Source organism: Pseudomonas sp. SMN5, assembly GCF_052041925.1.
GTDB lineage: Bacteria > Pseudomonadota > Gammaproteobacteria > Pseudomonadales > Pseudomonadaceae > Aquipseudomonas.
Map to the genome: position 1 here is coordinate 18,048 of NZ_JBKGGX010000018.1, position 26,024 is coordinate 44,071.

The window sequence follows — 26,024 nt, forward strand, 5'->3', positions numbered from 1 at the left end:
TGATCAATCCAGCTAACCAAGGTGAAGTTTCTTGGGGCTGCTGCGCAGCCCAGCGGGAGCAAGCTCCCTTGCCACGGCAAGCATGTTCACCGATCAATGTGAGTGGTCACCCGTCGGATCCTTGATCTGCCAAACCTCGCCCTTCTGCCACGCATCCGCCCCCGGATCCACCGTCGGCGCGGCGATGCCAGCCCGGGCCTTTTTCTTCGCTTCGCTGTCCACGCCCATCCGACGGTCGCGTTCCCGTACCATTTGCGGGTCGGCCTGGCCATCGGCGATAAAGCCCATCATCAGTTGCGGCACGCCGTAGGGCAGCGCCTGACCCTGCTCGGTGTGCCAGGTATGCCAGGTCTTGCCGTAGGTGCTCACCAGGTTATCCATCAACCGGGTCTCGGCCACCTGGGGGATCCCGGGGGCGATCAACTGCCCGGACTTCACTTCATGGACATGGCTGTGCCAAAGCTGCTTCTCGCTGGCGGGCAGGCCCTCGAACAAGCGCTTGCTGATGATGTATTCCACGCCCATCAACTTGGCGCCGGAGGTGTTGCCGTCGAAGATCGCACACTGAAAGACTTCCTCGTTCAGCGCCGAACAGTAGTGATGCGCTTCCATTTGCCCGGACATGCGCCCGTTATAAAAATGAAAACCGTCGAGGTAAGTGTCCAGGGCCTGGAGCGGAGGTTTGTTTTGCATCAACCCCGCTCCGGCTTCCAGGGTCGCGGTGGTCGCGGTGGTCGGGGTTTTCGCGGCGCCGGGTGCATCCACCGGCGAAGGCGTATTCCCGCCAGCGCAACCGGTCAAGCCGACCGCGACCCAGAGTAAGGTTCCATACAGGCGTTTATCCGGCATCTCGTCTCTCCTTTCGATGACTGTTCATCAGAAAGGTCCGCCGGACCTGGGTTTGATTTTTCCGAACAGGTACCGACGAGCGGGCACAGGTCAGCGCGTGTCGTAGCCCTGCCTGACCGCTTCAAGCCAGGTCGGGTCCAGGCGCGGCTGATGGGTGTCCAGGCCCAGCGCCTGCATGGCCGCCAGATGCGCGTCGGCCTCCCGCGTCAGTGAGCCTTGCTCGCTGGAGTTGGCGTCCAGATGATGCATCTGCGCCAGGCCCAGGTGATAGAACCGCAACAGCTTCATCGCCGCTGGATCCTGCGCCTGTACCCCGGCTTTGACCTGGTGCATCAGGTTGGTCACGCTCATCAGGCTGCGCTTGAGCTGCCAGCCATACACGGCGGCGGCCATCCACGGTTGCGACCAGAAATACAGACGCATCAGCGCCGCCATCAGCAGCACTGCGGCAATCACGCCGCCGAGGTTGAAACGAAAGTTATCGCCTCCCGGCGTGCCGAACAGCATCACGGCCAGGCTGGACAAGAGCATCGCCAGCGCCAGGAACACCACCGCGATGATCAGGGTGCTGCGGCGGGTCTGCTGCCGGTAAAGACCGGCGTCCCAGGGTTTGATCTCGAACATCGCGGCGCAATTTCCTTGTACGGCATCGAAAGAGTCACGCATTATCGCCTGCCCGGTCGATTTAGCTATGCTGGGGCTCATTTTAGGGTGCAACCGACCCGAAGGATCCGGATCAAAGTCCATGGCGATACCGCAAGGATCGTGCGATCTTTCTGCGTGGACGTTTTTTTCAAGGTGCCGCCTCTGTGTGCACGGCATCGTTTTCAAGGAAAGCTGAATGACTCAAAGACATGTAATCAACGCCTCGGTGAGCCCGAAGGGCAGCCTGGAGACCCTGTCCCAGCGCGAAGTCCAGCAACTGAGCGAAGCCGGTTCCGGCAGCATCTATACCCTCTTCCGCCAGTGCGCCCTGGCCATTCTCAACACCGGCGCCCATGTCGACAACGCCAAGACCATCCTGGAAGCCTACAAAGACTTCGAAATCCGTATCCACCAACAGGACCGTGGCGTGCGCCTGGAACTGCTGAACGCGCCGGCGGATGCCTTCGTCGACGGCGAAATGATCGCCAGCACCCGTGAGATGCTGTTCAGCGCCCTGCGCGACATCGTCTACACCGAGAACGAACTGGACAGCCAGCGCATCGACCTCAGCTCGTCCCAGGGCATCAGCGACTACGTATTCCACCTGCTGCGCAACGCCCGCACCTTGCGTCCGGGCGTGGAACCGAAAATTGTCGTGTGCTGGGGCGGTCATTCGATCAACACCGAAGAATACAAGTACACCAAGAAAGTCGGGCATGAACTGGGCCTGCGCAGCCTGGACATTTGCACCGGCTGCGGCCCGGGCGTGATGAAAGGGCCGATGAAAGGCGCAACCATCGCCCATGCCAAACAGCGGATCCATGGCGGCCGCTACCTGGGCCTGACGGAGCCGGGCATCATCGCCGCCGAGGCGCCGAATCCGATCGTCAACGAACTGGTGATCCTGCCGGACATCGAGAAACGCCTGGAAGCCTTCGTGCGTGTCGGCCACGGCATCATCATTTTCCCCGGCGGTGCCGGTACGGCGGAGGAGTTCCTCTACCTGCTGGGCATCCTGATGCACCCGGCCAACCAGGACCTGCCGTTCCCGGTGGTCCTCACCGGCCCGAAAAGCGCCGCGCCGTATCTCGACCAGTTGCATGCGTTCGTCGGCGCTACCTTGGGTGAGGCGGCGCAGCAGCACTACCAGATCATCATCGACGATCCGGCCGAAGTGGCGCGGCAGATGAACCAGGGGCTCAAGGAGGTCAAACAGTTCCGCCGCGAGCGCAACGACGCCTTCCACTTCAACTGGCTGCTGAAAATCGACGAAGGCTTCCAGCGTCCGTTCGACCCGACCCACGCCAACATGGCCAGTCTTGGCCTGAGTCGCGACCTGCCGCCCCACGAACTGGCCGCCAACCTGCGCCGGGCGTTTTCGGGCATCGTCGCCGGTAACGTCAAGGACAAGGGCATCCGCCTGATCGAAGAGCACGGCCCGTATGAAATCCACGGCGATCCGGCCATCATGGAACCCCTCGACCGCCTGCTCCAAGCCTTCGTTGCACAACACCGCATGAAACTGCCGGGCGGCGCGGCCTATGTGCCGTGCTATCGCGTGGTGAGCTGACCCGGTTCGCTGTGGGAGCGGGCTTGCTCGCGAAAGCGGCGGACCAACTTGCATCAATGCCGAATGTGCCGACGCCTTCGCGAGCAAGCCCGCTCCCACAGGGGGTCGATGGTGGTTATGGAATTGTGTGCAACCGCATCAGTCCGGCTTCGTCTACCGTGACGCCAAGCTCGCGGTAATCGCTGATCGATGGGTGGGCGGTGTCGAGTGGATGCGAATGCGTCGCCGTGACCACCATCAGGTTCGCCCCCGCCGCTTCGCCGGCCTGGACGCCGGCCAGGGCGTCCTCGAATACCAGGCATTCGCCGGGCGTGACCTGCAATCGCTCGGCGGCCAGTCGGTAGCAGGCGGGGTTGGGTTTGCCGTCGCTCACGTCTTCGGCGGTGACCATCACCGCCGGACGCGGGATGCCAGCCGCTTCCATGCGGCGCAAGGCCAAGGCCATGGGCGCCGAGGTGACAATCGCCCACTGCCGCGGCGGGAGGCTTTGCAGGAACGCCAGCGCGCCGGGCACGGGCACCACGCCTTCGACATCTTCGATTTCTTCACGGGTAATCTGCGCGGCCTCGGCCTCGGCATCCACCCCCGGTAACTGCTGGCGGGCGATGGTGTCGATGGCGCGCACGCCATGGATCGTCGGCAGGAACGTCGCCACGTCCACCCCGTGGCGCCTGGCCCAGCGCGTCCAGATCCGCTCGGCGGCGGCGATGGAATTGAGCAGCGTGCCGTCCATGTCGAAGAGGAAGGCGCGGTAGGTGGAGTTGGGGGGAGAGCTGGCTGGCATCGGGTCCTCGATGACGACGTGGGAAATGACGGCCACTGTAACATCGTCAAGCTACGGATCCCTGTGGGAGCGAGCCTGCTCGCGATGGCGGTCATTCATTCAGTATCAGGTTGACTGACCCGCCGCTATCGCGAGCAAGCTCGCTCCCAAAAGGGTTTCGGTGTGTCAGAAAAAACCTACACCAACCGCTCGATCGGCTGATGCTGCCAGACCCGTTTGTAATACAGCGTCTGCAACAACAGCATGCTCAGGTAGGCCACGGGAAACGCCATCCATACTCCCTGCAACCCGAAGCGGGCATCGAGCAGGTACGCCGCCGGTACTTGCACCGCGACGATGCACAAGATCGAGATCACCACCGGCACCAGCACCGTGCCGCTGGCGCGCATGATGCCGCCGACGACGGCCTGGAAGCCGAACACCAACAGGCTCCAGAGCATGATGTGCAACAGGTGTTCAGCCTGGACCCGCGCCGTCGGGTCGGTGATGAACAGGCCCAGCAGCCAGTGGGACAGCAAATACCCCAACAGCACCAATCCTCCGGTGAGCCAGACGTTGAACAACAACCCCATGCGCAGGATCGGCCCCAGACGCGCCAGGCGCCCGGCACCAATGGCCTGGGCGCCGAGGATCGAAGCGGTGATGGCAATCGACAGCGCCGGGAATTGCACATAGTTGACGATCTGCGTGACCGCACCGTAGGCCGCGGTGGCTTGGGAACCGTGGCGGTTGACCAGCGCCAGGATCACCAGCTCCGACAGCGAGATCACCACCATCTGCAACCCGGTGGGCAATCCGATGCGCAGCACTTTGCCAAGGATTTCACGATCCAGGCGCATTGCCGCGAACAACGCGCGATCAGGTGCCAGGGCATGGGCGCGGCGGTTCAGGCGCCACGCCAGCATGACCATCGCCGACGTCGTCCCCACCAGCCCCGCCAGCGCGGCGCTCTGGATGCCCATTTGAGGCAGCCCCAGCCAACCACGGATCAATGCGGGCGTCAGCAGCAGCCCGACACTGGTGGACACCAGCAACGCCAGCATCGGCGAGAAGGTGTCGCTGACCCCGCGCAGCAACTGGGTGAACAGCACGAACACCAGCAATATCGGCAGGACCCACAACATCACCCGGGCGTAGGAAACGGCATCCTCCAGCACATCGACCGGCGTGCCCAGCCCTTGCAGGGCCTGCCGCGCAAACACACTGCCCAGCACCGCAGCCGCCAGGCCGATGATCGCCCCCAGCAACAGCGTCGAGCCGGCAATTGCCTTCACCGCACCGGTTTCACCGGCACCGTAGGCCTGTCCGATCAACACCCCCGCACCCACCCCCAGGCCGATCACCAGCGCGATGAAGAAAAATAGAATGGGAAACATCCCCGACACTGCTGCCAATGCCTGGGTGCCGAGCATCTGTCCGATATAGATGCTGTTGAACGTGCCGGACATCGATTGCAGGAAGTTGGACAGGACCATGGGGGCCAGGAATAGCAGGTAGGTTTTCCAAAGAGGCTGGGTGGGCATGAGGGCTCTGATGGCAGGTTCGACGAATCGGTGCCGATAATTTAGCTCAATCCCAACATTTCATTTCAAAGAATCGACTCGGACCGCTCTTGTCGCGAGGGAGCTTGCTCCCGCTCGGCTGCGCAGCAGTCGCATACAAAGAGGGCCCGCTGCGCGGTCCAGCGGGAGCTAGCTCCCTCGCCACAAGGGGTGTTGTGTGGCAGTGATGCTTCGTCGGGCCGATTCGACAATTGCGAGACTGCGTCTAATCTGAGATAGCACAGTGCCACGCATTGTGTAGGGCATCGCCTACAGCGATGTGATATCGGACGACTGGTCATCAAGTCCACGTGAAGGACGCAGATAACCAGTTATTCGCCAATAACCTGTTACCTGTTAGCAGCACTGTTCAAGGACCGAACCATGACGTCGTATCCACACGGTCATTCCCTTTCCCCCACTCAACCACGCATCCTCTGGCACGCTGTGCTGGTGGCCGTCGCCGCCGCTACCGGGGTGCTGGCCGTCAACGGAGCCAGCGGACAGAACCTTGGCTTGAGCGCGGCGATCCTGGTCGTGGGCGGCGCCGCCGGTGTGTTGGGCGCACGGGCGCAGCGTCGACAATTGGACAGCGCTTTGGCCCAGACCAGCGACCTGCATGAACTGCAGACGGCCGAACACCTTTCGCCGCAAACCCAGGCGCAACTCAACGAAGTGATCCTCGGCGCGATGCCGATCTGGGCCAAGCAGGTCGAAAGCTCGCGGCAACAGACTGAAACCGCGATCGTCTCGCTGACCAGCCGCTTCACCGGCATTTCGTCCCGCCTGGAAGAAACCGTGCAAGCCTCGCAACAGGCCGCCGGTGAACTGGCCGGCAAAAGCAGCGGCGGCGCGGTGCAAGTGCTGGCCCAGAGCGAAGGCGAACTGGTCGAGGTGATCGACTCTTTGAAAGCCACCCAAGCCAGCCGCGATGAAACCCTGGCCCAGGTGCGCAACCTGACCGCCTACACCGGCGAGCTGCGGACCATGGCTGCGGATGTCGCGGCCATTGCCGCGCAGACCAACCTGCTGGCCCTCAACGCCGCCATCGAAGCCGCTCGCGCCGGTGAGGCCGGGCGCGGTTTCGCCGTGGTCGCCGACGCCGTGCGCAGCCTGTCGAGCAAATCCAGCGAGACCGGCCAACAGATGTCCGCCAAGGTCGACATCATCAATACCGCCATCACTCAACTGGTCCAGGCCGCCTCCAGCGGTGCGGACCAGGACAGCCATTCGGTGACCGCTTCGGAACAAAGCATTCAGCGTGTGCTGGAGCGTTTCAAGAACGTCACCGGGCGGCTGGCCGACTCGGCCGACATGCTGCAACAGGAAAGCTTCGGCATCCGCGACGAACTCACCGAGGTGCTGGTCAGCCTGCAATTCCAGGATCGGGTCAGCCAGATCCTCAGCCACGTGCGCGACAACATCGAGGACTTGCATGTGCACCTGCAACAAGCCAGTCAGTCGCCCGACCAGGCTGCCTCCATTGACGCCCGCCAATGGCTGGCGCGCATGGAAACCACCTATGCCACCGACGAGCAGCGCCGCAATCACCACGGCGACTCGGGCGCGCAACAAGCTTCACAGGAAATAACCTTCTTCTAGGAGAGCCGTTCATGGCTAAAAGTGTATTGGTTGTCGACGACTCCGCGAGCGTTCGGCAGGTGGTCGGCATCGCGTTGAAAAGTGCCGGCTATGACGTGATCGAGGCCAGCGATGGCAAGGATGCGTTGGGGAAACTCACCGGGCAGAAAGTGCATCTGATCATCAGTGACGTGAACATGCCGAACATGGATGGCATCACCTTCGTCAAGGAGGTCAAGAAGCTCGCCAGCTACAAGTTCACGCCGATCATCATGCTGACCACCGAATCCCAGGAATCGAAGAAACAGGAAGGCCAGGCGGCAGGTGCCAAGGCCTGGGTGGTCAAGCCGTTCCAGCCGGCGCAGATGCTGGCGGCGGTGTCCAAGTTGATTCTTCCTTGATGACCGGAGGCGGCAATGTCCTTGTTGTACGAAACCCTGGATGACACCGCTCACCTGCGGATCGACGGCGAGCTGACCATCTATACCGCCGCCGACCTGGCCGCCCAGTGGCTGCCACGCCTGGGGGCAACGCCGCGCATGGAGCTGGACCTGTCGCAAGTCACCGAAATCGACGGCGCCGGCCTGCAACTGCTGCTGATGGCCCTGCGCGAAGCACCGAAGGCCGGCACCCGGCTGACCCTGACCGGGCGCAGCCAAGCCGTCAGCGAAACACTCAAGCTGTGCAACCTCAAGGCCTAGCCTCTGCGCACCACGGCACGACACGGCACGACAAAGGATATGAGCGTGAGCATCAATCTCGACCAGGCACAACAGACGTTCATCGTCGAGGCGCGGGAACAGTTGCAGGCGATGGAGGAGTCCCTGCTGCAACTGGAAACCGACCCTGACGACGATGACGCCATCGGTGCAATTTTCCGAGCCGCCCACACCATCAAGGGCTCGGCGGGGCTGTTCGGGCTGGAACCGATCGTCAGCTTCACCCACATCGTCGAAGACGTGCTCGACCGCCTGCGCAATGGCAGCGTCGAGGTGGATACCGGCCTGATCGCCGTGCTGCTCAAGTCCAGCGATCACATGCTGGAACTGATCAACGTAGTGGCGAACCAGGGCGGCACACTGACGCCGCCAGCCATGAAGCGCGAAGTGGAGCTGTGCCAGATTCTTCAGGAATACCAGGCGGCGCCCTCGCCTTCGGCCACCCAGCCCGCCACGGCTGACACCCAGGTGGACGAAGCACCGCAGGCGCGCCTCTGGCACATTTCCCTGCGCTTCGGCCTGGAGGTGTTTCGCAACGGCATGGATCCGCTCTCGTTCCTGCGTTATTTGCAGACCCTCGGTGAGATTGTCCATATCGATACGCTGACCGACGCCATGCCGGCCATCGACAGCTGGGACGCCGAGTCCTGCTACCTGGGATTCGACATCGAGTTTCGCTCCAGCGCCAGCCATGGGGCGATCAATGAAGTCTTCGATTTTGTCCGTGAAGACTGCCAGATCGAAATCGTCGCCGTCGATGAAGTCGAATCGCAGGCAAACACTCACCTGGTTGCCACGACTCAGGAGCAGCCGGACGAAAGCACCGCGCTGGTCACCGCCGGCGAGCTGCTGCCGGACCAGCGCAAGGCTCCACGGCTGCCCGCCCAGGTTGCGGCCGACCGGCAGCCGGTCGGCAGCGAAAACAAGGCCAAGGACGGCGCCTACGTGCGGGTCAACGCCGACAAGCTCGACGAGTTGATCAACCTGGTGGGCGAGTTGGTCATTGCCAGCGCCGGCGCCAGCCTGCTGGCCCGCACCTGCAACAACGACCCGTTGCAGGAGTCCACCTCGACCGTATCGGCCTTGGTGGAAGAGATTCTCGACGGCGCCCTGCGCCTGCGCATGATCCCCATCGGCGAAACCTTCAACCGGTTCCGGCGGGTGGTACGCGATGTCAGCCAGGAACTGGGCAAGGACATCGACCTGATCATCAGCGGCGCGGAAACCGAGCTGGACAAGACCGTGGTGGAAAAAATCGGCGATCCGCTGATGCACCTGCTGCGCAATGCCATGGACCACGGCATTGAAACCGCCGAAGCCCGGTTGGCCGCCGGCAAGCCGGCCAAGGGGCATCTGCACCTCAACGCCTATCACGACTCGGGCAGCATCGTGCTGGAAATCGCCGACGACGGCGCCGGCCTGAACCGCGACCGGATCCTGGAAAAAGCCCAGGAACGTGGCCTGGTCGCCGCCGGCGCCAGCCCCACCGACCAGGAAATCTACAACCTGATCTTCGAGCCGGGCTTTTCCACCGCCCAAGCCGTCACCAGCCTGTCGGGACGCGGCGTGGGTATGGATGTGGTCAAGCGCAACATCACCTTGCTGCGCGGCACCGTCGACCTGGATAGCCAACCGGGCCAGGGTACGGTGGTGCGCATCCGCCTGCCGCTGACCCTGGCAATCATCAACGGCTTCCTGGTAGGCATCGACCAGTCGACCTATGTCATTCCGCTGGACATGGTCCAGGAGTGCATCGAACTGAGCGAGGACGATGGCCTGGCCAGTCGCGAACAAGGCTATCTCGACCTGCGCGGTGAAGTGTTGCCGCTGGTGTACCTGCGCGACCATTTCAACCACGAAGGGCAAGCCGCGCGTCGCCAGAACGTGGTGGTGGTGCGCTACGCCGAGCTCAAGGCCGGGCTGGTGGTGGATGACTTGCTGGGTGAATTCCAGACCGTCATCAAGCCGCTGGGCAAACTGTTCGGCGCCCTGCGCGGCATCAGCGGCTCGACCATCCTGGGCAGCGGCGCCGTGGCCTTGATCCTCGACGTACCGGCGCTGCTGACCCAGATCGTACAGATTGAAAACCGCTACACCTCCAATCAATTCCAGCAAGCCAACACTCGCTGACGCTTTAGCAAAACTCCATGGAGAGGTACTTCCCAATGAAATGGTTCTACGATCTTAGAATCGCCACCAAACTGATCACCTCATTTCTCGTGGTGCTGGCGCTGACTGCCGTCATGGGGGTGTTCTCGATCCTCCAACTGGGTGCGGTGAATGGCACCACCCTCGAAATCCGGGAAAACTGGATGCCGTCGATGCGTGCGGCTTCAGGCATGCGGTTCTTCGCGGCGAGCTATCGTCTGAAAGAAAATCGCCACATCGCTGCCGACTCCGAGCAGGAGCGCACCACGCTTGAGCAAGAAGCAGAGGAAGCCAGGAAAGCCTTTGAAACGCGCCTGGCGACCTATGAAAAACTGCTCTCCAATGCCGAAGATCGCCAGCTGTTCGAAACCACCCGCAATGACTGGATCGCGTACCTGACGATCAGCAAGGACCTGCTGGCGCTGTCCCGGCAAAGCCTGACCGACCAGGCCCACGCGCTGCTCAAGGGCGAGTCCAAGCGTCAGTTCGACCTGGTGACCGCCGATCTGCAGAAACTGGTAGAACTCAACGACGCCGGTGCCGCTGCGGCCAGCGAGCGCGGCACGGCGCTGTTCGAGAAATCACGCCTGTCGATTATTGCCGTGCTGGCCGCTGCGCTGCTGGTCGGCCTGGGCCTGGCCCTGTTCATTTCGCGGGTCATTTCCCGGCCCTTGAAGCAGGCCGCGGCCGTTGCCGAACAATTGGCCGAGGGTAACCTGAACGCGAAAATCGAAGGCGGCTCCCGGGACGAAACCGGCATGGTGCTCAATGCCATGCAGAACATGGTGGGCAAGTTGTCCCACATCATCGGTGAAGTACGTAATGCGGCGGACAACCTCGCCAGCGCTTCCGAAGAGGTCAGCGCCACCGCGCAATCGATGAGCCAGGCCACCAGCGAGCAGGCCGCCAGTGTCGAGGAAACCAGCGCCTCCATCGAGCAGATGAGCGCCAGCATCAACCAGAACACCGAGAACGCCAAGGTCACCGACGGCATGGCCAGCAAGGCCGCCAAGGAAGCCACCGACGGCGGCGAATCGGTGCAGCAGACCGTGGTGGCGATGAAGAAAATCGCCCAGCGCATCAGCATCATCGACGACATCGCCTACCAGACCAACCTGCTGGCGCTCAACGCGGCCATCGAAGCGGCCCGTGCCGGCGAACACGGCAAAGGCTTCGCCGTGGTCGCAGCCGAAGTGCGCAAGCTGGCCGAACGCAGCCAGGTAGCGGCGCAGGAAATCGGCGAGCTGTCGTCCAGCAGCGTCGACATGGCCGAGAAGGCCGGGCATCTGCTTGACGAGATGGTCCCGTCCATCAACAAGACTTCGGATCTGGTGCAGGAAATCAGCGCCGCGTCCGAGGAGCAGGCCGCCGGCGTGGCACAGATCAACACCGCCATGACGCAACTCAATCAGGTCACCCAGCAGAACGCTTCGAGCAGCGAAGAACTGGCGGCCACCGCCGAGGAAATGAGCAGCCAGGCCGAACAGCTGCAACAGGCCATGAGCTTCTTCACCCTGGATACGCCACCCAAGTCAGCCAGCCAACCGCTGAAGGTCGACAGCACACCGGGTCCGTCCAGCCGCAAGCCGAGCCGAGCCGCCGTGCCCGCACTGCCCAAGGCCTTCGCCTACAGCATGGCGAGCGCACCGGACGAATCCGAATTCACCCGGTTCTGACGGTTCGTCCACATAGGGCTCGATAACAGGAGATAACGGCATGGGCGCCATCGCAACCACCCGCCAGACGACCGCCGCGGTCGAGGAAGAAGCGCAATACCTGACATTCATGCTCGGCACGGAGATGTTTGCCATCGGCATCCTGTGCATCAAGGAGATCATCGAATACGGCAACCTCACCGTCGTGCCGATGATGCCGGCCTTCGTGCGCGGGGTGATCAACCTGCGGGGCGCGGTGGTGCCGGTGGTGGACCTGTCGGCACGGTTCGGCCGGCAGAATTCGGCGATTACCCGACGTTCATGCGTGGTCATCATCGAGGCGGACTCTGCCGACGGCCACGCCCAGGACATCGGCCTGCTGGTGGACACGGTGTCGGCGGTGCTGGAAATCCCGACCACGCAGATTGAACCACCGCCGAGTTTCGGCGCGAAGATCCGCGCCGACTTCATCAGCGGCATGGCCAAGGTCGACGGCAAGTTCGTGATCGTGCTGGAGGTCGACCGCGTGCTGTCCATCGACGAAATGTCCCAACTCGCAGAGGCCAGCCCCGCCGCGCTGGAAGTAGAAGCCCCGTGAACGCTGACAGTTGCAAGGAACGCACCGCGAATTCGCTGGCGCTCACTGACCGTGAGTTCAGCCAGTTTCAATCCTGGCTGTACCAGGCCGCCGGCATCAACCTGTCCGAGGCCAAGAAAGCCCTGGTGGCCGGGCGCCTGTTCAAGCGCCTCAAGCACTATGAGCTGGACAGCTACAGTGAATACTTCAAGCTGATCATGAGCGGCCAGCGCGCTGATGAGTTGCAAGTGGCGCTGGACCTGCTGACCACCAACGAAACCTACTTTTTCCGCGAACCGAAGCACTTTGATTTCCTGCGCCAGCAGGTCTTGCCCAACGCAACGCCGGGCAAGACCTTTCGCCTGTGGAGCGCGGCCAGCTCCTCGGGAGAAGAACCCTACAGCCTGGCGATGACCCTGGCCGAGGGGCTGGGCACCACGCCCTGGGAGGTGATCGGTTCGGATATCAGCAGCCAGGTGCTGGCCAAGGCCCGCTCCGGGCATTATCCGATGGAACGCGCCCGCACCCTGCCCCATCCGCTGCTGGTCAAGTATTGCCTCAAGGGCACCGGCAGCCAGGACGGTACGTTCCTGATCGACCGGGCGTTGCGCAGCCGGGTGCACTTCGTCCAGGTCAACCTCAATGAAACGCTGCCGGACCTGGGGGAATTCGACGTGATTTTCCTGCGCAACGTCATGATCTATTTCGACCAACCCACCAAAAGCAAAGTGGTCGCCCGATTGGTGCCCCGGCTCAAGTCCGGCGGCTACTTCATCGTGAGCCATTCGGAAAGCCTCAACGGCGTGTCCGACGCGTTGAAACTGGTGGCGCCTTCGATTTATCGCAAACCATGAACACGGCCAGGAGAACCGAAGTCACCGAAGTCTATCTGGCGCCGGGGGAGTTTCACTTCGCCACCTGCCCGACCCGGCTGCGCACGATCCTCGGATCCTGCGTGGCGATCACCCTGTGGCATCCGGAGCGGCGGATCGGCGGCATGTGCCACTTCATGCTGCCCAGCCGCATCCGCTGCTCCACCGCGCTGAACGGCCTGTACGCCGACGAAGCCATCGAATTGTTTGTGCACCAGGCGCGGGCCCATGGCACGGAGCCGGAGGAGTATCAGCTCAAGCTGTTCGGCGGCGGCGAGATGTTCCCGCAACTGCAACGCCACGTGCCGTTCGGCGATGTGGCACGGCTGAACGTCAATGCGGCGCTGGAAATGGCCGCCCTCTATCGCCTCGACCTGATCGCCCAGGACATGGGCAGCACGGGCTATCGAAGCATCATTTTCGACCTGTGCAGCGGCGATGTGTGGGTCAGGCACCAACCGATAAGGACACGGCATTAACCATGTCAAAAAAGATCAATGTACTGCTGGTGGATGACTCCGCCGTGGTCCGCCAGGTGTTGCTGGCGATCCTCAGCGACACGCCGGACATCCATGTGATGGGCGCGGCGTCCGATCCGATTTTCGCCATGGACAAACTGGCCCGCGAATGGCCCGATGTGATCGTGCTGGACGTGGAGATGCCGCGCATGGACGGCATCACCTTTCTGAAAAAAATCATGAGCGAGCGCCCCACGCCGGTGGTGATCTGCTCGTCCTTGACCCCCAGGGGCGCGGAAACCACCTTGCAGGCAATGGCCGCCGGCGCGGTGGAAATCATAACCAAGCCCACTACCGGGCTGAAGAACTTTCTGCTGGAATCGGCGCCGGAACTGGTGGCGGCGATCCGCGCCGCGGCCCAGGTGAACGTGCGCAACCTGGGTAAGCGTGCGGCCCCGCTGACGCCCGCCAGCAAACTCAGCGCCGACGCGGTACTGCCCGCCGCCAATGGCCACGCCATGGCCCAGACCACCGAGCGCATCGTCGCCCTGGGCACGTCGACCGGCGGCACCCAGGCCCTGGAAGCGGTGCTCACTGCGCTGCCACGGGTCTGCCCGGGCATCGTCATCGTCCAGCACATGCCGGAAAAATTCACCGCCTCGTTCGCCGCCCGGCTCAACAGCCTGTGCCAGATCGAGGTGCGTGAAGCACGCAACAACGACCGCATCCACCCAGGCCTGGCGCTGATCGCGCCCGGCGGCAAGCACATGATGGTGACGCGCAGCGGCGCCTTCTATCACGTGCAGGTGGTGGACGGCCCACTGGTCAACCGCCATCGACCCTCGGTGGATGTGCTGTTTCGCTCAGTGGCCAAGTTCGCCGGGCGCAACGCCACCGGCATCATCATGACCGGCATGGGCGACGACGGCGCCCGCGGCCTGAAGGAAATGCTCGACGCCGGCAGCAGCACCGTGGCCCAGGACGAAGCCAGTTGCGTGGTCTTCGGTATGCCCAAGGAAGCGATCAAGCTCAACGCCGCGCAACGGGTGATGGGGTTGCAGGAGATTGCGCAGGTGATATTGCATCGCTAGGCCGGGGCATCTTGTAGCGGACCCTGTGGCAAGGGAGCTTGCTCCCGCTGGGGCGCGAAGCGGGCCCAGGCTTTTGGGGCTGCTTCACAGCCCAGCGGGAGCAAGCTCCCTCGCCACAGGGGGGTTGTGTCTAGACCGGAGAGATGGTCGCGAGCACGCCAATCAGCAGCGTCAGCGCCAGGAAACCACCCAAGAAAATCGCCATCTTTGTCATGTGTAGTCCTGATAGATAAGTTTGGGTACACCTTGCTGGAGCCTGTTCCCAGCACCAGCCCCTCTGCCATGAACCGTATCACTTGTGGGTGGGGGGATTATGGGGACTGCGGCCAGCCTCATTACAGACGCACCTGCCGCGGAAAAAAGCAGATCAGCGCTGCCAGCCCTCGGATATAGCAACGTATATTTTGCGCCCATGGTCATTCTGGCCCCACCGGCCGGCAGCGCTCAACCTGGCTTGAGTGAAGTGCCCATGAAAATGCGGCGCGGGGCGTTGATGCGCAAGATGAATGCGGACTCGTTGGCAACGCTGGTCAAGATGTCGGAAAAACTCAAGGAGGTGGATCGCTAGCGGTCAGGATCACGGCTATCATGCTGTTCGCCCTGTCATCAAGGACCCAGGTATGAACTTTCTGCCGTCACGCCCCACCCTCTTCGCTTCTTTTCTTCTGATCAGCCCCCTGTGCCTGGCCGAAGGCGAGCCCACGGACGGCAGTGTCATCAAGGACTCCACCAAGGCCGCCGTGTCCTCGTTCATCACCGCTGGAAAGAACTTGTTGGGTGGCGTCAGCGAAGGCGTGCTCGACGGTCGCGAATCGGCCCAGGGCACCGATGGCGCCGCGATCATTTCCTCCGGCGAGCAGATGAAAAACCGCATTGCCGTCGAAGTGTTGAAGTTGGAGCCCAGCGACGAGAACTTCATCATCACCCTCGGCTTCAAGAACAGCACCGACACTCAACTGCGCCTGATCAACCTCGGCCAGACCGGCGCCCTCCTGGCCATTGACCAGGCGGGTTACGCCAACAAGCTCACCGGCATGGAAAACCCGGACGAAGTCACCGTGCCACCGAAGACAGCGGTACGACAGAAGTTCGTTTTCGAAGGCATGGACGAGGCGATCAATTCGGTACGGGTCTGGGGGTCGGATTATCCGGTGAAGAGGTAATCGACAGTTCGAGCGTTCAAGTCCGTGGCGAGGGAGCTTGCTCCCGCTGGGCTGCGCAGTAGCCCCCTCAAAAAATCACCAATCATCCTGACCCACCATGCCGCCAGCCTTCAGGGCCGCTGCGCGGCCCAGCGGGAGCAAGCTCCCTCGCCACAGGACTGGGAACTGTCCCATAAACCGATTTCAACCAAAGGATAATCAGCAGGATCAAAACGCTCGCTGGTGTCCATCCGAACATTGCGCAGGCTCGCGGTTTCCAGGTGCGACGGGTAAAGGTGCTCCGCTAAATAGCCCATCAGGATGGCGCGACGACGTTCACCCACCACGTTGAGGCTGGCCGCGTGGACCAGCTCGGCATCAAATACCAGGATGTCGCCGGCGCGACCCGAAAGTTGTACTGACCGGGATTCGTCAGCGAAGTCGAAGAGAGACCCTCCCGGCTGGGGACGATGGCTGCCGGGAACGATGCGTGTAGCGCCATTCCCGGTGCCATAGTCGTCGAAAAAAGCCAGGGCGATGGCCGTGTCGCCAGGTCGTTGCGCGCACAGGTCCCGGTGCAGCGACTGATGACCACCGCCCGCCAGAGGCTCGCGTCCCTCTACTTGCGAAAGAAAGAACCGCTCGCCGATCAATGCGCCCACCGCACCCAACAACTGCGGCAAACGACACACCGCCTGGATCCGCGTATCACAGTCCACTTGGGAATGACGCCAGTCCCAGCCGCGCGGCGTGGGCCACTGGTCCGAAGGTTTCACGCCTGCATCGAAAACAGCGCGAAGATCCGCCAGCCACTCGGCCGGTATCGCTCGATGCAGCAGGACATAGCCGTTGTGGTGGAGTTGGTCGCAATCAGTCATGGCGCCTACAGCTTCCTTGGGATGGTGTGATCCAGCGCCTCTCCAGGCATCGTTTTTACCCTGCGGTTGATGCCTGCGCCAGCGCAAAGCAGCTGAATGGGAGTCTAGCCATGCAAGGCGACCTGTGAACAGAGTGGCTAGCGGAATCATCGGCCACTCCAGCGTCCCTTCGCAAAGCGCGACAGTACGTACCCAGCCTGTCGTCAGACCGTCGCCAAACGTGCGCCGGTCTATACTGACGTTCATGATCTGCCTTCCTACCCCGCACGGCCTATAGGCACACTACGTGAAGCACTCAACTCTCACCGCGGCGTTGCTCTGCCTGTCGCTCGGCATCCCGGTCCGGGCGGAGCCGTATCTGGTCGTCACTGAAGAATGGGCGCCCTACAATTACCTGGAAAACAATCAACTCACCGGCATGACCACCGAGATCGTCCGGGCCATCATGGCGCTGACGGGGGATGATTTTCAGGTGGAGGTGCTGCCTAGCATGCGCAGCAGCCGGGTGCTGAAAACCCGTCCGAAAACCATCCTGTATTCCATGTTTCGCACACCCGAGCGCGAGCCGCTGTACAAGTGGGTCGGGCCGATTGTGCAAGAGTCCATTTACCCCTATCAGTTGGCCAGTGCGCAGCAGCTGGTCAATTCCCTCGAGCAGCTGTTGAATGCCCCGCAGATCACCACGCGTAACGCCGGCCTGATACCGGACGTGCTGCAGTCGCGAGGGTTCAAGAATCTGGACAAAAGTGCCACCGGGAGCCAGCAGCTCTATCGAATGCTGTTGGCCGGGCGCACCGAGATCATTGTCGGCGATACTCCGGCCGGTGTGGCCTACTACAGTCGCCAGCTGAAAATTGCACCCGGAACGCTGCGCAGGATTCCCGTCGAACTCTATCGCTCATCGTTGTATATCGCTTTCAGCCACGATTGTGACGATGAAGTGATCGCCGCCTGGGCCAACGCCCTGGAACAACTGCGCCGTTCGGGCGAGCTGGGGCGTATCCAGCAACGGTATGCCCAGGCCAGTGGGAACTAGGGCATTGAGGTGAATGGACTGACGTCTTCGCGAGCAGGCTCGCTCCCACAGGGGATTTGCGTCGTGCTCGGCATTGGGGTCGCCAGCCAATCAAGGTGGGAGCGAGCCTGCTCATGATGACCTTAGCCCAGACAACCCCAAACCTGCGGCGGGCCCAGGGTTCGAGGTCAAGCCCGTTCCCACAGGCTTAGTGGCCTTGACCTACAAACTTTGCACCCCGTTGGTGTAGGATCAGCGCGCCCCCCTACGATCTGACCGCCATGAACCCAATCGATCTCCCATCGTTTCAACGCATCATCACCGCTCACGGCGCGCTTGAGGGTGCGGCATATTTCGACGCTGAAGAAAGTCTTGTCCACGACATTTTCCCCGACCGCATCGTTTTCCAGACCAACTACCTGGATCACAGCAGCTATGCCGTGAGTGCCGCCGAAGGCGCGATACAGGTGCGTAAGACGCGGCTGGATGATTACCACCGCGGCCACAAGGCACAGGTCATCGAAGATGAAATGGATGCCGACGACTGGGCCGAGCTGGACACCCTTTGGCAGCGCTTGCGCCAGGACCTGGACAAGCCGGCACAGGGTCCGCAACCCGACCTGGCCGATACCCTGGCCGACCTGTTTGATTGCCTGTTCGATGAACCGCAGGCTCAGGCCCTCATCCAGGATATCGCGACGCCAACCGGGCAATGGGATTGGGCATGGACTCAGGTTGAATCGGCACTGAGCCGGACCCATCAGTTGGTCGAGTTCGAATGGAAGCAATGGTCGTCTTATGGAATCAATGCGGTAAACACCCTGGCCCCGCTGCAACGGTTGGGTATTGAAATCACGCGCCCTGACGCGGCGACCGTCGATGCTGTAAACAAGGCCGATAATTGGGAGCGAGCGCTATTGCAGTATTTCAACGCACAGCTAGACGTGCATGACCTCAAATTGCTGGCGATCGGCAGCCACTTCGACGAATGCCAGGCCTTCGCCTGCCTGCCCATGAATGGCCTGGGCCTGGTCAATGCCCTGGAGATCATGGGCAAGCTGGGTATCGTCTACAAATATTGAAGCCCCTTCCCGAGCCTCGAAGCCACGCCATGAGAATCTGTGACCAATGCGGGTGCGTCATTTTCGAAGACTCTGCCGCCTGCCCCCGATGCGCCGAAGAAATGAGACTTGCGGTGGAAGCGCTCGCGCCGAAAATCCAAACCGTCCTTGGGGATGAAAGTCTTGAAATGGTTGTTGATCGGCTTGACGGTCGGCATGGTTCTCATCGCGGCAGTCATTACATGGCTCCTGAATTCGTTGGGGCCGATGCCTTCTTTTGGCTGATCGCTACGCAGACTTGATCAATCGAGTGTCCAGACCAAACCGCTCTTGAGAAATCAGCCTGAACTGATCAGCCACCAGATCGCAACTCACCAACAGGTTCCAGGAGCGCTGGGTCACCGCCGAAGGAATCAGCACGAAGGGGTGCCGGGCCAGCAGCGCATCGGCGAACTGCTGCTGGTTGGGAGAGGGTTGGGCCGGGATCAGCCAGTTCGGGTTTGGCACGTCTTCGGGTTGGATCACCTTGATGAGCGCCGGATCCAGTACTTCAAAACAAGTGAGCACGTGGGGCACCTTGTCCAGGGCGTCAAATCCCAAGTGAGCCGCAACCTCCAGAATGGCCGTCGCCGGATCGGCTGAAGCGTAGATAACCCGGCGGCCCGGCGGGTTCCAACGGCCACCGGATCGTTGCGCGCCGATGCCGCTGGACCACGTATCCTTGTAGACCTCGCGGTCAAGGCGCCAAGCGTGCCATTGCCCATCCCAGGGTAAAGGATTCATTGATAAACCCCGTGTTCAATCCGGGTCAGGTAATCCTCCACCGCCTGGAATCCCAGCGAGTTGTCAATCAGCTCCAACGGCACCTGACCGTCCAGGTGCTTGCAGGGTTTACCCAGCCAGTCTTCGGCCAGCGGTTGACTGCCAAAGACATCAGTCGCGTGCTCCAGGGCATGGGCGAACTGAAAAGCGATGGTGCTTTGCTGCTGGTTCAAGCGAATTGGCTGAGCGTCTTTCGTCAAACGCTGGACGGTCCTGATGGACTTTCCTGTGATGCGCTGGAGCAGATCGTGCTCCATGTAGAGCCTGGACGTCGAGAGCATGTCTCGGACATCGCTGAGGCTAAAGCCCTCTTGGGTATATCGGATGATCAGCATGCGTTCATCACCTTTGCGGCCATGCAACAACGCTTCAGTGGGTTTCCTGGTGGCATTCACGACCTCTGGCTTCCCCCCGGTTCTGCGCGGGGTTTTGAGGACAGGCTTGTCTGCTTGCTTCGTTATAGGCATGACCTTTACCTTTAGATGACATCTGACGCAATCGTAACGCCAAATGTCGCAAAATGGTCAACTTGATCTTCCTGCCCCAGGCGCCGTTCTGTCCTCATAGACAAATCAAGCTGAGCGATCGGCAGCTCTGCCGCCCGCCAACTCAGTGCCCGATCCTATGTACCGGGCTTCCGAAGGCCAACCTGAAAACGTTGTCGGAGATTTCTCCAATTTCGTCCAAAGCGATCTGCCTTCGTACCGCTCCGAGACATCTATCTGAACGATGCCTCGCATCACAAACAGACGCACCGAACCCCAGCCATCCGTTATTTCCAATAGTTGGTATCAATACCACCGCCGTTCTCGACACCAGCCTCTCTCTCTAATCTGCACACCAACGCGAACGACGACGATCGCAGCGGCACAAACCACCCCCTTATAGAGAGAAAAACGATGAACACCTTCAACCGCACCCTGGCCATCGCCACCTTGGCACTGGCCACCCTCAGCGCCGAAGCCGCATCGCCAGTCCAGGCCGGTGCCAGCGCATCCGCCGTCGGCAGCGTGGTGCAGTCGGCCAGTTACATCACGACCAAGGACGGCGTGCAGCTCTACTACAAGGACTGGGGCCCGAGGGACGGTCAGGTGGTCACGTTCAGCCACGGCTGGCCGCTGAACTCCGACAGCTGGGAAGCGCAGATGATGTTCCTCGCCTCGAAAGGCTACCGAGTCGTTGCCCATGACCGTCGCGGTCATGGTCGTTCCAGCCAGCCTTGGGAAGGCAACGACATGGATCACTATGCGGACGACCTGGCTGCAGTCATCGAAGCCCTGGATCTGAAGAACGTGACGTTGGTGGGTTTCTCGACGGGTGGCGGTGAAGTGGCGCGCTATATCGGTCGCCATGGCACCGGCCGCGTGAAGAAGGCGGTCCTGGTGTCTTCCGTGCCACCACTGATGCTCAAGACTGACACCAACCCAGGCGGCCTGCCTATGGAAGTGTTCGACGGCCTGCGCAAGGCCTCGTTGGAGAACCGTTCACAGCTCTACCTGGACATCGCTTCGGGCCCGTTCTTTGGCTACAACCGCAAGGGTGCCAAGCCGTCCCAGGGTTTGATCCAGTCGTTCTGGGACCAGGGCATGCAGGGCGGCGCCAAGAATACCTATGATTCGATCGCGGCATTCTCGGCCACTGATTTCCGTGCAGACCTGAAGAAATTCGACGTGCCGACATTGGTGATCCATGGCGACGACGACCAGATCGTGCCTATCGACGCGTCCGGCCGCGCTTCCGCGGCGCTGATCAAGGGTGCTCGACTGATCGTCTACAAGGGTGCGCCGCATGGCCTGACCGAGACGCACAAGGATCGTCTGAACCAGGATCTGTTGAAGTTTCTTCAGGAATAAGCCCACCACAAGACCTGTGGGAGCGAGCCTGCTCGGGATGAAGGCTATGCGTTCACATTGATGCAGATCGACACACCGCTATCGCGAGCAGGCTCGCTCCCACAGGGGGTCTCGGAGCCACAGATCAACCTCATATCGCTCAAACCAAGCCCTCCCCGAGAGGGCTTTTGCGTTGCCGCCCTCACGTCAAGCGGCTCTGGGGATGCGACGCTCATCAATTGGCAGGAACCTGCGCGTCACCCGACCCTCGGATATTGAGGACGTATCCTGGATGATGCACATGGCAATCGAAGACACTTTATTACGTCAACGCAAGGTGCTCGCCGAATTTGGTGAGCTGGCGCTGCTATCGGACGACCTGCAACAGATCCTCGACCAAGCCTGTCACCTGGTGGGCGATGCACTGCAAACCCATCTGGCGAAGTTCATGTTGCTGGAGGACGACGGCGTCACGCTCACTTTGCAAAGCGGCGTGGGCTGGACACCGGGGGTGGTGGGCAACGTGCGGGTGCGGGCGGAGCAAGGAACTCCCGAACGGTACTCGCTGGACACCAGCAACGCCGTCATTTCGGCAGATGTCTCGGCCGAAACACGCTTTCGTTACCATGAGTTCCAACAGCGCAACGGGGTCCGGGCGTTCGTCAACGTGCTGGTCCATGGCGCCACCGAGACACGCCCCTTCGGCATCTTCGAGGTGGATAGCCGCGACCCTCGCTCGTTCAGCGAAAGCGATGTCGACTTTCTTCGCGGCTACGCCAACCTGCTAGGGGCCGCGTTCAAGCGTTCCAAAGCCATGCAGGCGATGCAGCTGACCCAGGAAAAACTGCGCGAAAGCGAACGCCACTACCGCATCGCCGCGCAGCTCAACCCACTCTGGCCATGGACTGCCGACAACCAAGGTGCAGTGTTATCCCTGGACCCGCGCTGGTATGAATACACAGGACGCACCTCGGAACAGACACTGGGCCGCCAGTGGCTGAACGCAGCGCACCCCGACGACAAGATTTCCTTCGCCAGGCTATGGAATCAGTCCCTGGCAAATACGCAGCCGTTCGATGCGCAGATCCGCTTGCGCAAACACACGGGCGAGTACCGCTGGTTCCGGATCCGGGCGTTTTGCAGCCTGGACGCCGACGGGCACTGCCAGCAGTGGTACGGCACCGTCGAGGACATCAACGAGCGGGTGCAGCTGGAAGCCGCACTACGGGACTGGAACGACCTGCTCGAAGAACGAATCGCCAAGCGCACCGCGCAACTGGAGGCCGAACAGCACGAGCGGGCCGTGGCCGAATCGAAACTGCGGCAAAGCCAGAAAATGGAAGCGGTCGGCCAGTTGACGGGCGGCATCGCCCACGACTTCAACAACCTGTTGGCGGGCATCACCGGTAGCCTGGAACTGATGCAACGGCGCATCGACAGCCAACGCTACGATGAACTGTCTCGCTACAACGCGGTGGCGTTGACATCGACGGCCCGCGCCGCCGCCCTCACCCAACGGCTGCTGGCGTTTTCCCGGCAGCAGTCGCTGCGCCCGGAAGTGCTCGAACCACGCAAGGTCGTCGCTGGGCTGGAAGATATGATCCGCCGTTCGGTGGGCCCGAGCATCCAGGTCGAGTCGATTTTCAGCAGCAACGACACGATCAAGTGCGACCCGAACGAACTGGAAAACGCCCTGCTCAACCTGGCGATCAACGCCCGGGACGCGATGCCTACGGGCGGAACCTTGAGAATCGAGGTGCAGCGCAGCGTGATCGACGAGAAGTCCGCCGGCGAAAAGCTGATACCACCCGGCGCATATGTGGCGATTTCAGTCGCGGACTCCGGCACGGGGATCGGTGCCGATATCATCTCCCGGGTATTCGACCCGTTCTTCACCACCAAGCGCATCGGCGAGGGATCCGGTCTAGGCCTGTCGATGATCTACGGCTTCGCCCAACAGTCCGGAGGCCAGGTGAAAATCCAGAGCACCGTCGGGCTGGGCACCACGGTGACCATGTATTTTCCGCTGGTGCGGCATTCGGTTACCCCTTTCAAGGCGGCCGCTGCCTCACAGGCCCCGGCGCCGTTACCGGGCCATAACGAAACGATCCTGTTGGTGGACGACGAAGCCGCCATCCGGCAGATGGTCGCCGAATACCTGAGCGAAACCGGCTACCGCATCATCGACGCATTGGACAGCGTCTCGGCCTTGAAGCAGGCGGAGAAAAACCCGCACATCGATCTGTTGCTGACAGACATCGGCTTGCCCGGCGCCATGAATGGCGTGGGCCTGGCGGAGGAACTTCGATCCAGGGATCCGTCATTGAAGGTGCTCTTCATTACCGGGTTTGCCGAAGGCGAGCGTCTGGTTTCGGCGGATGCAAAGACCCGGGTGATGACCAAGCCTTTCCGCCTGGCTGAGCTCGGCCAGCGCGTGCGCAAGCTGCTTCAGCCCGATGATCACGGCACGGGAGCCTCGTAACCCTGACACCCTCGATGCCTCAGCAACGTGCGCAGCACAATCTCGTCCCTGCGTTCACTCCTCCTCGAACCGCCCGCTGCCCTCACGATCATGGGCGTAATGCCTGCTGAGCGGGAACGACGGCAGCCAGGACTCACGGCGCACGGTCCAGCTTTCGTAGGTGGGCACCAGTTGATCGGGGGCATCGAGGATGCCCAGGTGGATCTCGATTTCATCGCTGCTGCAAGCGAAAACCGATGAGCCGCAGCGAGGGCAGAAAAAGCGCCCGGCATAGTCCCGGGTCTCGCCATCGATGGTCACAGCCTGCCGGGGGAACACTGCTGCGGCGAAAAACAGCGCGCCGTGGTGCTTGCGACAGTCGAGGCAGTGGCACAGGCCAACCCGGTACGGGCGTCCTGAGGCCCGGATACGAACGTTACCGCACAGGCAACTGCCGGTGAATGGGTCCATGGTGGGTCTCCTCAACAATTACAGCTTCGGATGTACCCTTCGACTCCCCTGCCCGCGCTTGGTTTAATCCCTAAGCCGCGACGATCGGCACCGCGATCAGCAATATCGCAGTCCCATGGGTCGCCGTCGACGCGACCACGCCGTAGCGCATGCGAACGAGCCCGCACGCCAAACCCTCGATCAAGGTGAAAACCAGGATGGGCCACCCGAGCTGGGTGACGCTCAGGGCGAGGAAGGCGTGCAATGCCGAGAACGCCAGCGCGCTGAGCAACGCTGCTCGCAGCGCACTGGCATGCTGCTCCAGATACCCTTGCAGCAATCCACGAAACAGCACCTCTTCCAGCGCATTGGCCCCATAGGCGAGTAGCGCCATGCCCGGCAGCCAGGTCCAGTAGCCCGCGATGCCCGTTGGGTCAGCGCCTTGGAAAAAGCGCAGCGGCAAGCCGATCAAACAACCGACGACAATGCCCACGACCGGGCCGGCCAACCGGTTACCCTTGGATAGAACAACCAGCCGCCACAAGTCCGGCAACCCGCGAGCGATCAGCGCGACCAGCAGCAATGATGAACCGCCCAACAGGGCCAGCACGAACGGGTTGGCGAGAAATCCGATCTGCAGATCGCCGTTCAACCGCCACATCTGCAACGGGGTCATCACGTCACGCATCAGCACAAACGCCAACACTAGAATCAGGATGCGCAGTCCAGTCTGGTTCCTGGGCGTCAGGCCGAACCAGAAGCCAAAGAGTACGAGGCCCGGTGCCAGGCAAACGGCGTATTCCAGCAGCACAGCGATCCCTTGCGCAATCATTCGGCACTTCCCTTGACAGTGACAGGCGCCTGCTGCGCCATCAGTTCCACAACCCAGTCGATGAACACCCGCAACTTGGCGCTGATATGCCGATTCGGCGGGTAAGCGATGTACAGCGGCATCGGGTCGAGGCGCCAGTCTTCGAACAGCGGCACCAGTTCACCCCGCGCTTCGTGGCGCCTGGACATGTAGGTGGGCAGCCAGAGCACGCCCAACCCCGCCAGACCAGCGGCCAGGTAAGCGTTGCCATCGTCGACGGCCAGGGCGTAGCGGCCTTTGATGTGCAGGTGCTCATGTTGGTTGTGCATGGCATAGGGCACGGGTTTGCCGGTGCGCGCCCATAGGAAGCCGACGATACGATGGGCTGACTCCTCCAGCTCCAGCGGATGCGCCGGGACGCCCATGCGCGCCAGATAGCTCGGGGCAGCGTAGACGCCCAGGGCAAGGTCGCCGATGCGTCGGGCGATCAGCGACTGATCCGTCAGCTCGCCGCCGCGCACGACGCAATCGACATTTTCATCAATGATGTCAACGATGCGATCACTCACCCCCAGGTCAAGCTGGATATCCGGGTAGCGCTCGTAGAACGCTGGCAATGCCGGGATCAGGATCATCGCAGCCAGCGGGCTCGGCACGTCCACTCGCAACCGGCCCCTGGGCAATGCTTGTGCCCCGGAAAGGCTGGTCTCGGCATCGTCCATGTCGGCCAATAAGCGAATCACCCGCTCATAGAACGCAGCGCCATCAGCGGTGACGTTGACTTTGCGCGTGGTGCGGTTAAGCAACTTGACCCGCAGCCGTGCCTCCAACTGCTGCACCAGTTGGGTGACGGTGGTCTTGCTCATGTGCAGGGTTTCGGCAGCCTTGGTGAAGCTGCCCGCCTCCACCACGCGCACGAACGCCTGCATCGCATCGAAACGGTCCATTTTTTCCCCGGTCGTTGTAGCGATTGTTTGGATTCTACAAACAGTGATCGCCAAGGTTGCTCGTTTATCGCCCCGGCACAAGCCCCTAGAGTCGCTTTCATCGTTGATTCGGGCC

The 26,024-nt window shown here is 61.7% G+C and carries 25 protein-coding genes and 1 pseudogene; 15 read left to right on the plus strand and 11 right to left on the minus strand.

Translation table 11 applies throughout. The features are described from left to right. Nucleotides 1-93: 93 nt before the first annotated feature. Together ACLEJR_RS18455 and ACLEJR_RS18460 are read right to left on the minus strand one after the other, a co-directional pair. The gene (locus ACLEJR_RS18455; protein ID WP_440815620.1) at nucleotides 94-849 is read right to left on the minus strand and encodes an OBAP family protein; all 756 of its coding nucleotides are present in this window, start codon (nucleotides 847-849) and stop codon (nucleotides 94-96) included. A 90-nt stretch (nucleotides 850-939) separates the two neighbouring features. After that, nucleotides 940-1,473 carry a DUF3087 family protein gene (locus tag ACLEJR_RS18460; protein WP_440815728.1) on the minus strand — a complete coding sequence of 178 codons (534 nt, stop codon included), beginning with the start codon at nucleotides 1,471-1,473 and terminating at the stop codon, nucleotides 940-942. Between the two features lie 217 nt (nucleotides 1,474-1,690). On the opposite strand from ACLEJR_RS18460, the gene ppnN reads away from it, so the two are divergent. After that, nucleotides 1,691-3,064 carry a nucleotide 5'-monophosphate nucleosidase PpnN gene (gene ppnN / locus ACLEJR_RS18465; protein WP_440793057.1) on the plus strand — a complete coding sequence of 458 codons (1,374 nt, stop codon included), beginning with the start codon at nucleotides 1,691-1,693 and terminating at the stop codon, nucleotides 3,062-3,064. 115 nt (nucleotides 3,065-3,179) lie between these two features. Here the strand turns inward: ppnN and ACLEJR_RS18470 are convergent, their stop codons facing one another. Together ACLEJR_RS18470 and ACLEJR_RS18475 are read right to left on the minus strand one after the other, a co-directional pair. Next, nucleotides 3,180-3,848, minus strand: a complete 669-nt coding sequence (locus tag ACLEJR_RS18470) for an HAD family hydrolase (RefSeq protein WP_440815730.1) — start codon at nucleotides 3,846-3,848, stop codon at nucleotides 3,180-3,182. Between the two features lie 176 nt (nucleotides 3,849-4,024). Further along, nucleotides 4,025-5,371, minus strand: coding sequence for an MATE family efflux transporter (locus tag ACLEJR_RS18475; protein WP_440815622.1), 1,347 nt, complete (start codon nucleotides 5,369-5,371; stop codon nucleotides 4,025-4,027). A gap of 675 nt (nucleotides 5,372-6,046) precedes the next feature. Between ACLEJR_RS18475 and ACLEJR_RS18480 the strand changes: the two are divergent. From ACLEJR_RS18480 to ACLEJR_RS18525, 10 genes and pseudogenes are all read left to right on the plus strand, one after another. Beyond that, nucleotides 6,047-6,991, plus strand: a pseudogene (locus tag ACLEJR_RS18480) (methyl-accepting chemotaxis protein); the annotation flags it as partial. Between the two features lie 11 nt (nucleotides 6,992-7,002). Further along, a complete protein-coding gene (locus tag ACLEJR_RS18485; protein WP_042730627.1) occupies nucleotides 7,003-7,371 on the plus strand; it encodes a response regulator in 369 nt (122 codons plus the stop codon). Between the two features lie 15 nt (nucleotides 7,372-7,386). Beyond that, nucleotides 7,387-7,671 carry an STAS domain-containing protein gene (locus ACLEJR_RS18490; protein WP_440815623.1) on the plus strand — a complete coding sequence of 95 codons (285 nt, stop codon included), beginning with the start codon at nucleotides 7,387-7,389 and terminating at the stop codon, nucleotides 7,669-7,671. 45 nt (nucleotides 7,672-7,716) lie between these two features. Continuing rightward, on the plus strand, nucleotides 7,717-9,819 hold the full coding sequence (locus ACLEJR_RS18495) for a chemotaxis protein CheA (protein WP_440815626.1): 2,103 nt from the start codon (nucleotides 7,717-7,719) through the stop codon (nucleotides 9,817-9,819). A gap of 35 nt (nucleotides 9,820-9,854) precedes the next feature. Beyond that, entirely contained in the window at nucleotides 9,855-11,513 is a 1,659-nt protein-coding gene (locus ACLEJR_RS18500) for a methyl-accepting chemotaxis protein (protein WP_440815628.1), read from the plus strand. A gap of 40 nt (nucleotides 11,514-11,553) precedes the next feature. Further along, nucleotides 11,554-12,090: a chemotaxis protein CheW gene (locus tag ACLEJR_RS18505; protein ID WP_440793047.1), complete on the plus strand. Its 537-nt coding sequence runs from the start codon at nucleotides 11,554-11,556 to the stop codon at nucleotides 12,088-12,090. Beyond that, nucleotides 12,087-12,923, plus strand: a complete 837-nt coding sequence (locus ACLEJR_RS18510) for a CheR family methyltransferase (protein WP_440793045.1) — start codon at nucleotides 12,087-12,089, stop codon at nucleotides 12,921-12,923. The genes ACLEJR_RS18505 and ACLEJR_RS18510 overlap by 4 nt, the downstream gene beginning before the upstream one ends. Beyond that, the gene (gene cheD / locus ACLEJR_RS18515) at nucleotides 12,920-13,420 is read left to right on the plus strand and encodes a chemoreceptor glutamine deamidase CheD (protein WP_440815630.1); all 501 of its coding nucleotides are present in this window, start codon (nucleotides 12,920-12,922) and stop codon (nucleotides 13,418-13,420) included. The genes ACLEJR_RS18510 and cheD overlap by 4 nt, the downstream gene beginning before the upstream one ends. 2 nt (nucleotides 13,421-13,422) lie before the next feature. Next, entirely contained in the window at nucleotides 13,423-14,490 is a 1,068-nt protein-coding gene (locus ACLEJR_RS18520) for a protein-glutamate methylesterase/protein-glutamine glutaminase (protein WP_440793041.1), read from the plus strand. 620 nt (nucleotides 14,491-15,110) lie between these two features. Beyond that, on the plus strand, nucleotides 15,111-15,653 hold the full coding sequence (locus tag ACLEJR_RS18525) for a hypothetical protein (protein WP_440793039.1): 543 nt from the start codon (nucleotides 15,111-15,113) through the stop codon (nucleotides 15,651-15,653). Between the two features lie 110 nt (nucleotides 15,654-15,763). Here ACLEJR_RS18525 and ACLEJR_RS18530 read toward each other — a convergent pair whose 3' ends face one another. Then, complete coding sequence (locus ACLEJR_RS18530; RefSeq protein WP_440793093.1) at nucleotides 15,764-16,510, minus strand: phytanoyl-CoA dioxygenase family protein; 747 nt, start codon at nucleotides 16,508-16,510, stop codon at nucleotides 15,764-15,766. 286 nt (nucleotides 16,511-16,796) lie between these two features. Between ACLEJR_RS18530 and ACLEJR_RS18535 the strand changes: the two genes are divergently transcribed. Continuing rightward, a complete protein-coding gene (locus ACLEJR_RS18535; protein WP_440815631.1) occupies nucleotides 16,797-17,546 on the plus strand; it encodes a substrate-binding periplasmic protein in 750 nt (249 codons plus the stop codon). Between the two features lie 260 nt (nucleotides 17,547-17,806). Then, nucleotides 17,807-18,607 (plus strand): hypothetical protein, encoded by an 801-nt coding sequence (locus tag ACLEJR_RS18540; protein ID WP_440815634.1) that lies wholly within the window; start codon nucleotides 17,807-17,809, stop codon nucleotides 18,605-18,607. Here the strand turns inward: ACLEJR_RS18540 and ACLEJR_RS18545 are convergent. Genes ACLEJR_RS18545 through ACLEJR_RS18555 form a run of 3 tightly spaced genes read right to left on the minus strand, consistent with a single transcriptional unit; the run spans nucleotide 18,595 to nucleotide 19,875 of the window. After that, nucleotides 18,595-18,825 (minus strand): hypothetical protein, encoded by a 231-nt coding sequence (locus ACLEJR_RS18545; protein ID WP_440815636.1) that lies wholly within the window; start codon nucleotides 18,823-18,825, stop codon nucleotides 18,595-18,597. The two genes, ACLEJR_RS18540 and ACLEJR_RS18545, sit on opposite strands and share 13 nt — an antisense overlap. Nucleotides 18,826-18,874: 49 nt before the next feature. After that, on the minus strand, nucleotides 18,875-19,369 hold the full coding sequence (locus tag ACLEJR_RS18550; RefSeq protein WP_440793033.1) for an RES family NAD+ phosphorylase: 495 nt from the start codon (nucleotides 19,367-19,369) through the stop codon (nucleotides 18,875-18,877). Then, complete coding sequence (locus tag ACLEJR_RS18555) at nucleotides 19,366-19,875, minus strand: antitoxin Xre/MbcA/ParS toxin-binding domain-containing protein (RefSeq protein WP_440815639.1); 510 nt, start codon at nucleotides 19,873-19,875, stop codon at nucleotides 19,366-19,368. Before ACLEJR_RS18555 ends, ACLEJR_RS18550 begins: the two co-directional genes overlap by 4 nt. 432 nt (nucleotides 19,876-20,307) lie before the next feature. Between ACLEJR_RS18555 and ACLEJR_RS18560 the strand changes: the two genes are divergently transcribed. Both ACLEJR_RS18560 and ACLEJR_RS18565 read left to right on the plus strand, forming a co-directional pair. Beyond that, on the plus strand, nucleotides 20,308-21,261 hold the full coding sequence (locus ACLEJR_RS18560; RefSeq protein WP_440793029.1) for an alpha/beta fold hydrolase: 954 nt from the start codon (nucleotides 20,308-20,310) through the stop codon (nucleotides 21,259-21,261). Between the two features lie 280 nt (nucleotides 21,262-21,541). Further along, on the plus strand, nucleotides 21,542-23,722 hold the full coding sequence (locus tag ACLEJR_RS18565; RefSeq protein WP_440815641.1) for an ATP-binding protein: 2,181 nt from the start codon (nucleotides 21,542-21,544) through the stop codon (nucleotides 23,720-23,722). A gap of 54 nt (nucleotides 23,723-23,776) precedes the next feature. Here the strand turns inward: ACLEJR_RS18565 and ACLEJR_RS18570 are convergent, their stop codons facing one another. The 3 genes from ACLEJR_RS18570 to ACLEJR_RS18580 all read right to left on the minus strand — a co-directional run bounded on the left by ACLEJR_RS18570 (nucleotide 23,777) and on the right by ACLEJR_RS18580 (nucleotide 25,909). Further along, nucleotides 23,777-24,172 (minus strand): GFA family protein, encoded by a 396-nt coding sequence (locus ACLEJR_RS18570; protein WP_440815643.1) that lies wholly within the window; start codon nucleotides 24,170-24,172, stop codon nucleotides 23,777-23,779. Between the two features lie 70 nt (nucleotides 24,173-24,242). Further along, nucleotides 24,243-24,983, minus strand: a complete 741-nt coding sequence (locus ACLEJR_RS18575; RefSeq protein ID WP_440815645.1) for a CPBP family glutamic-type intramembrane protease — start codon at nucleotides 24,981-24,983, stop codon at nucleotides 24,243-24,245. After that, the gene (locus ACLEJR_RS18580; RefSeq protein WP_440815647.1) at nucleotides 24,980-25,909 is read right to left on the minus strand and encodes a LysR substrate-binding domain-containing protein; all 930 of its coding nucleotides are present in this window, start codon (nucleotides 25,907-25,909) and stop codon (nucleotides 24,980-24,982) included. The genes ACLEJR_RS18575 and ACLEJR_RS18580 overlap by 4 nt, the downstream gene beginning before the upstream one ends. Between the last annotated feature and the right edge of the window lie 115 nt (nucleotides 25,910-26,024).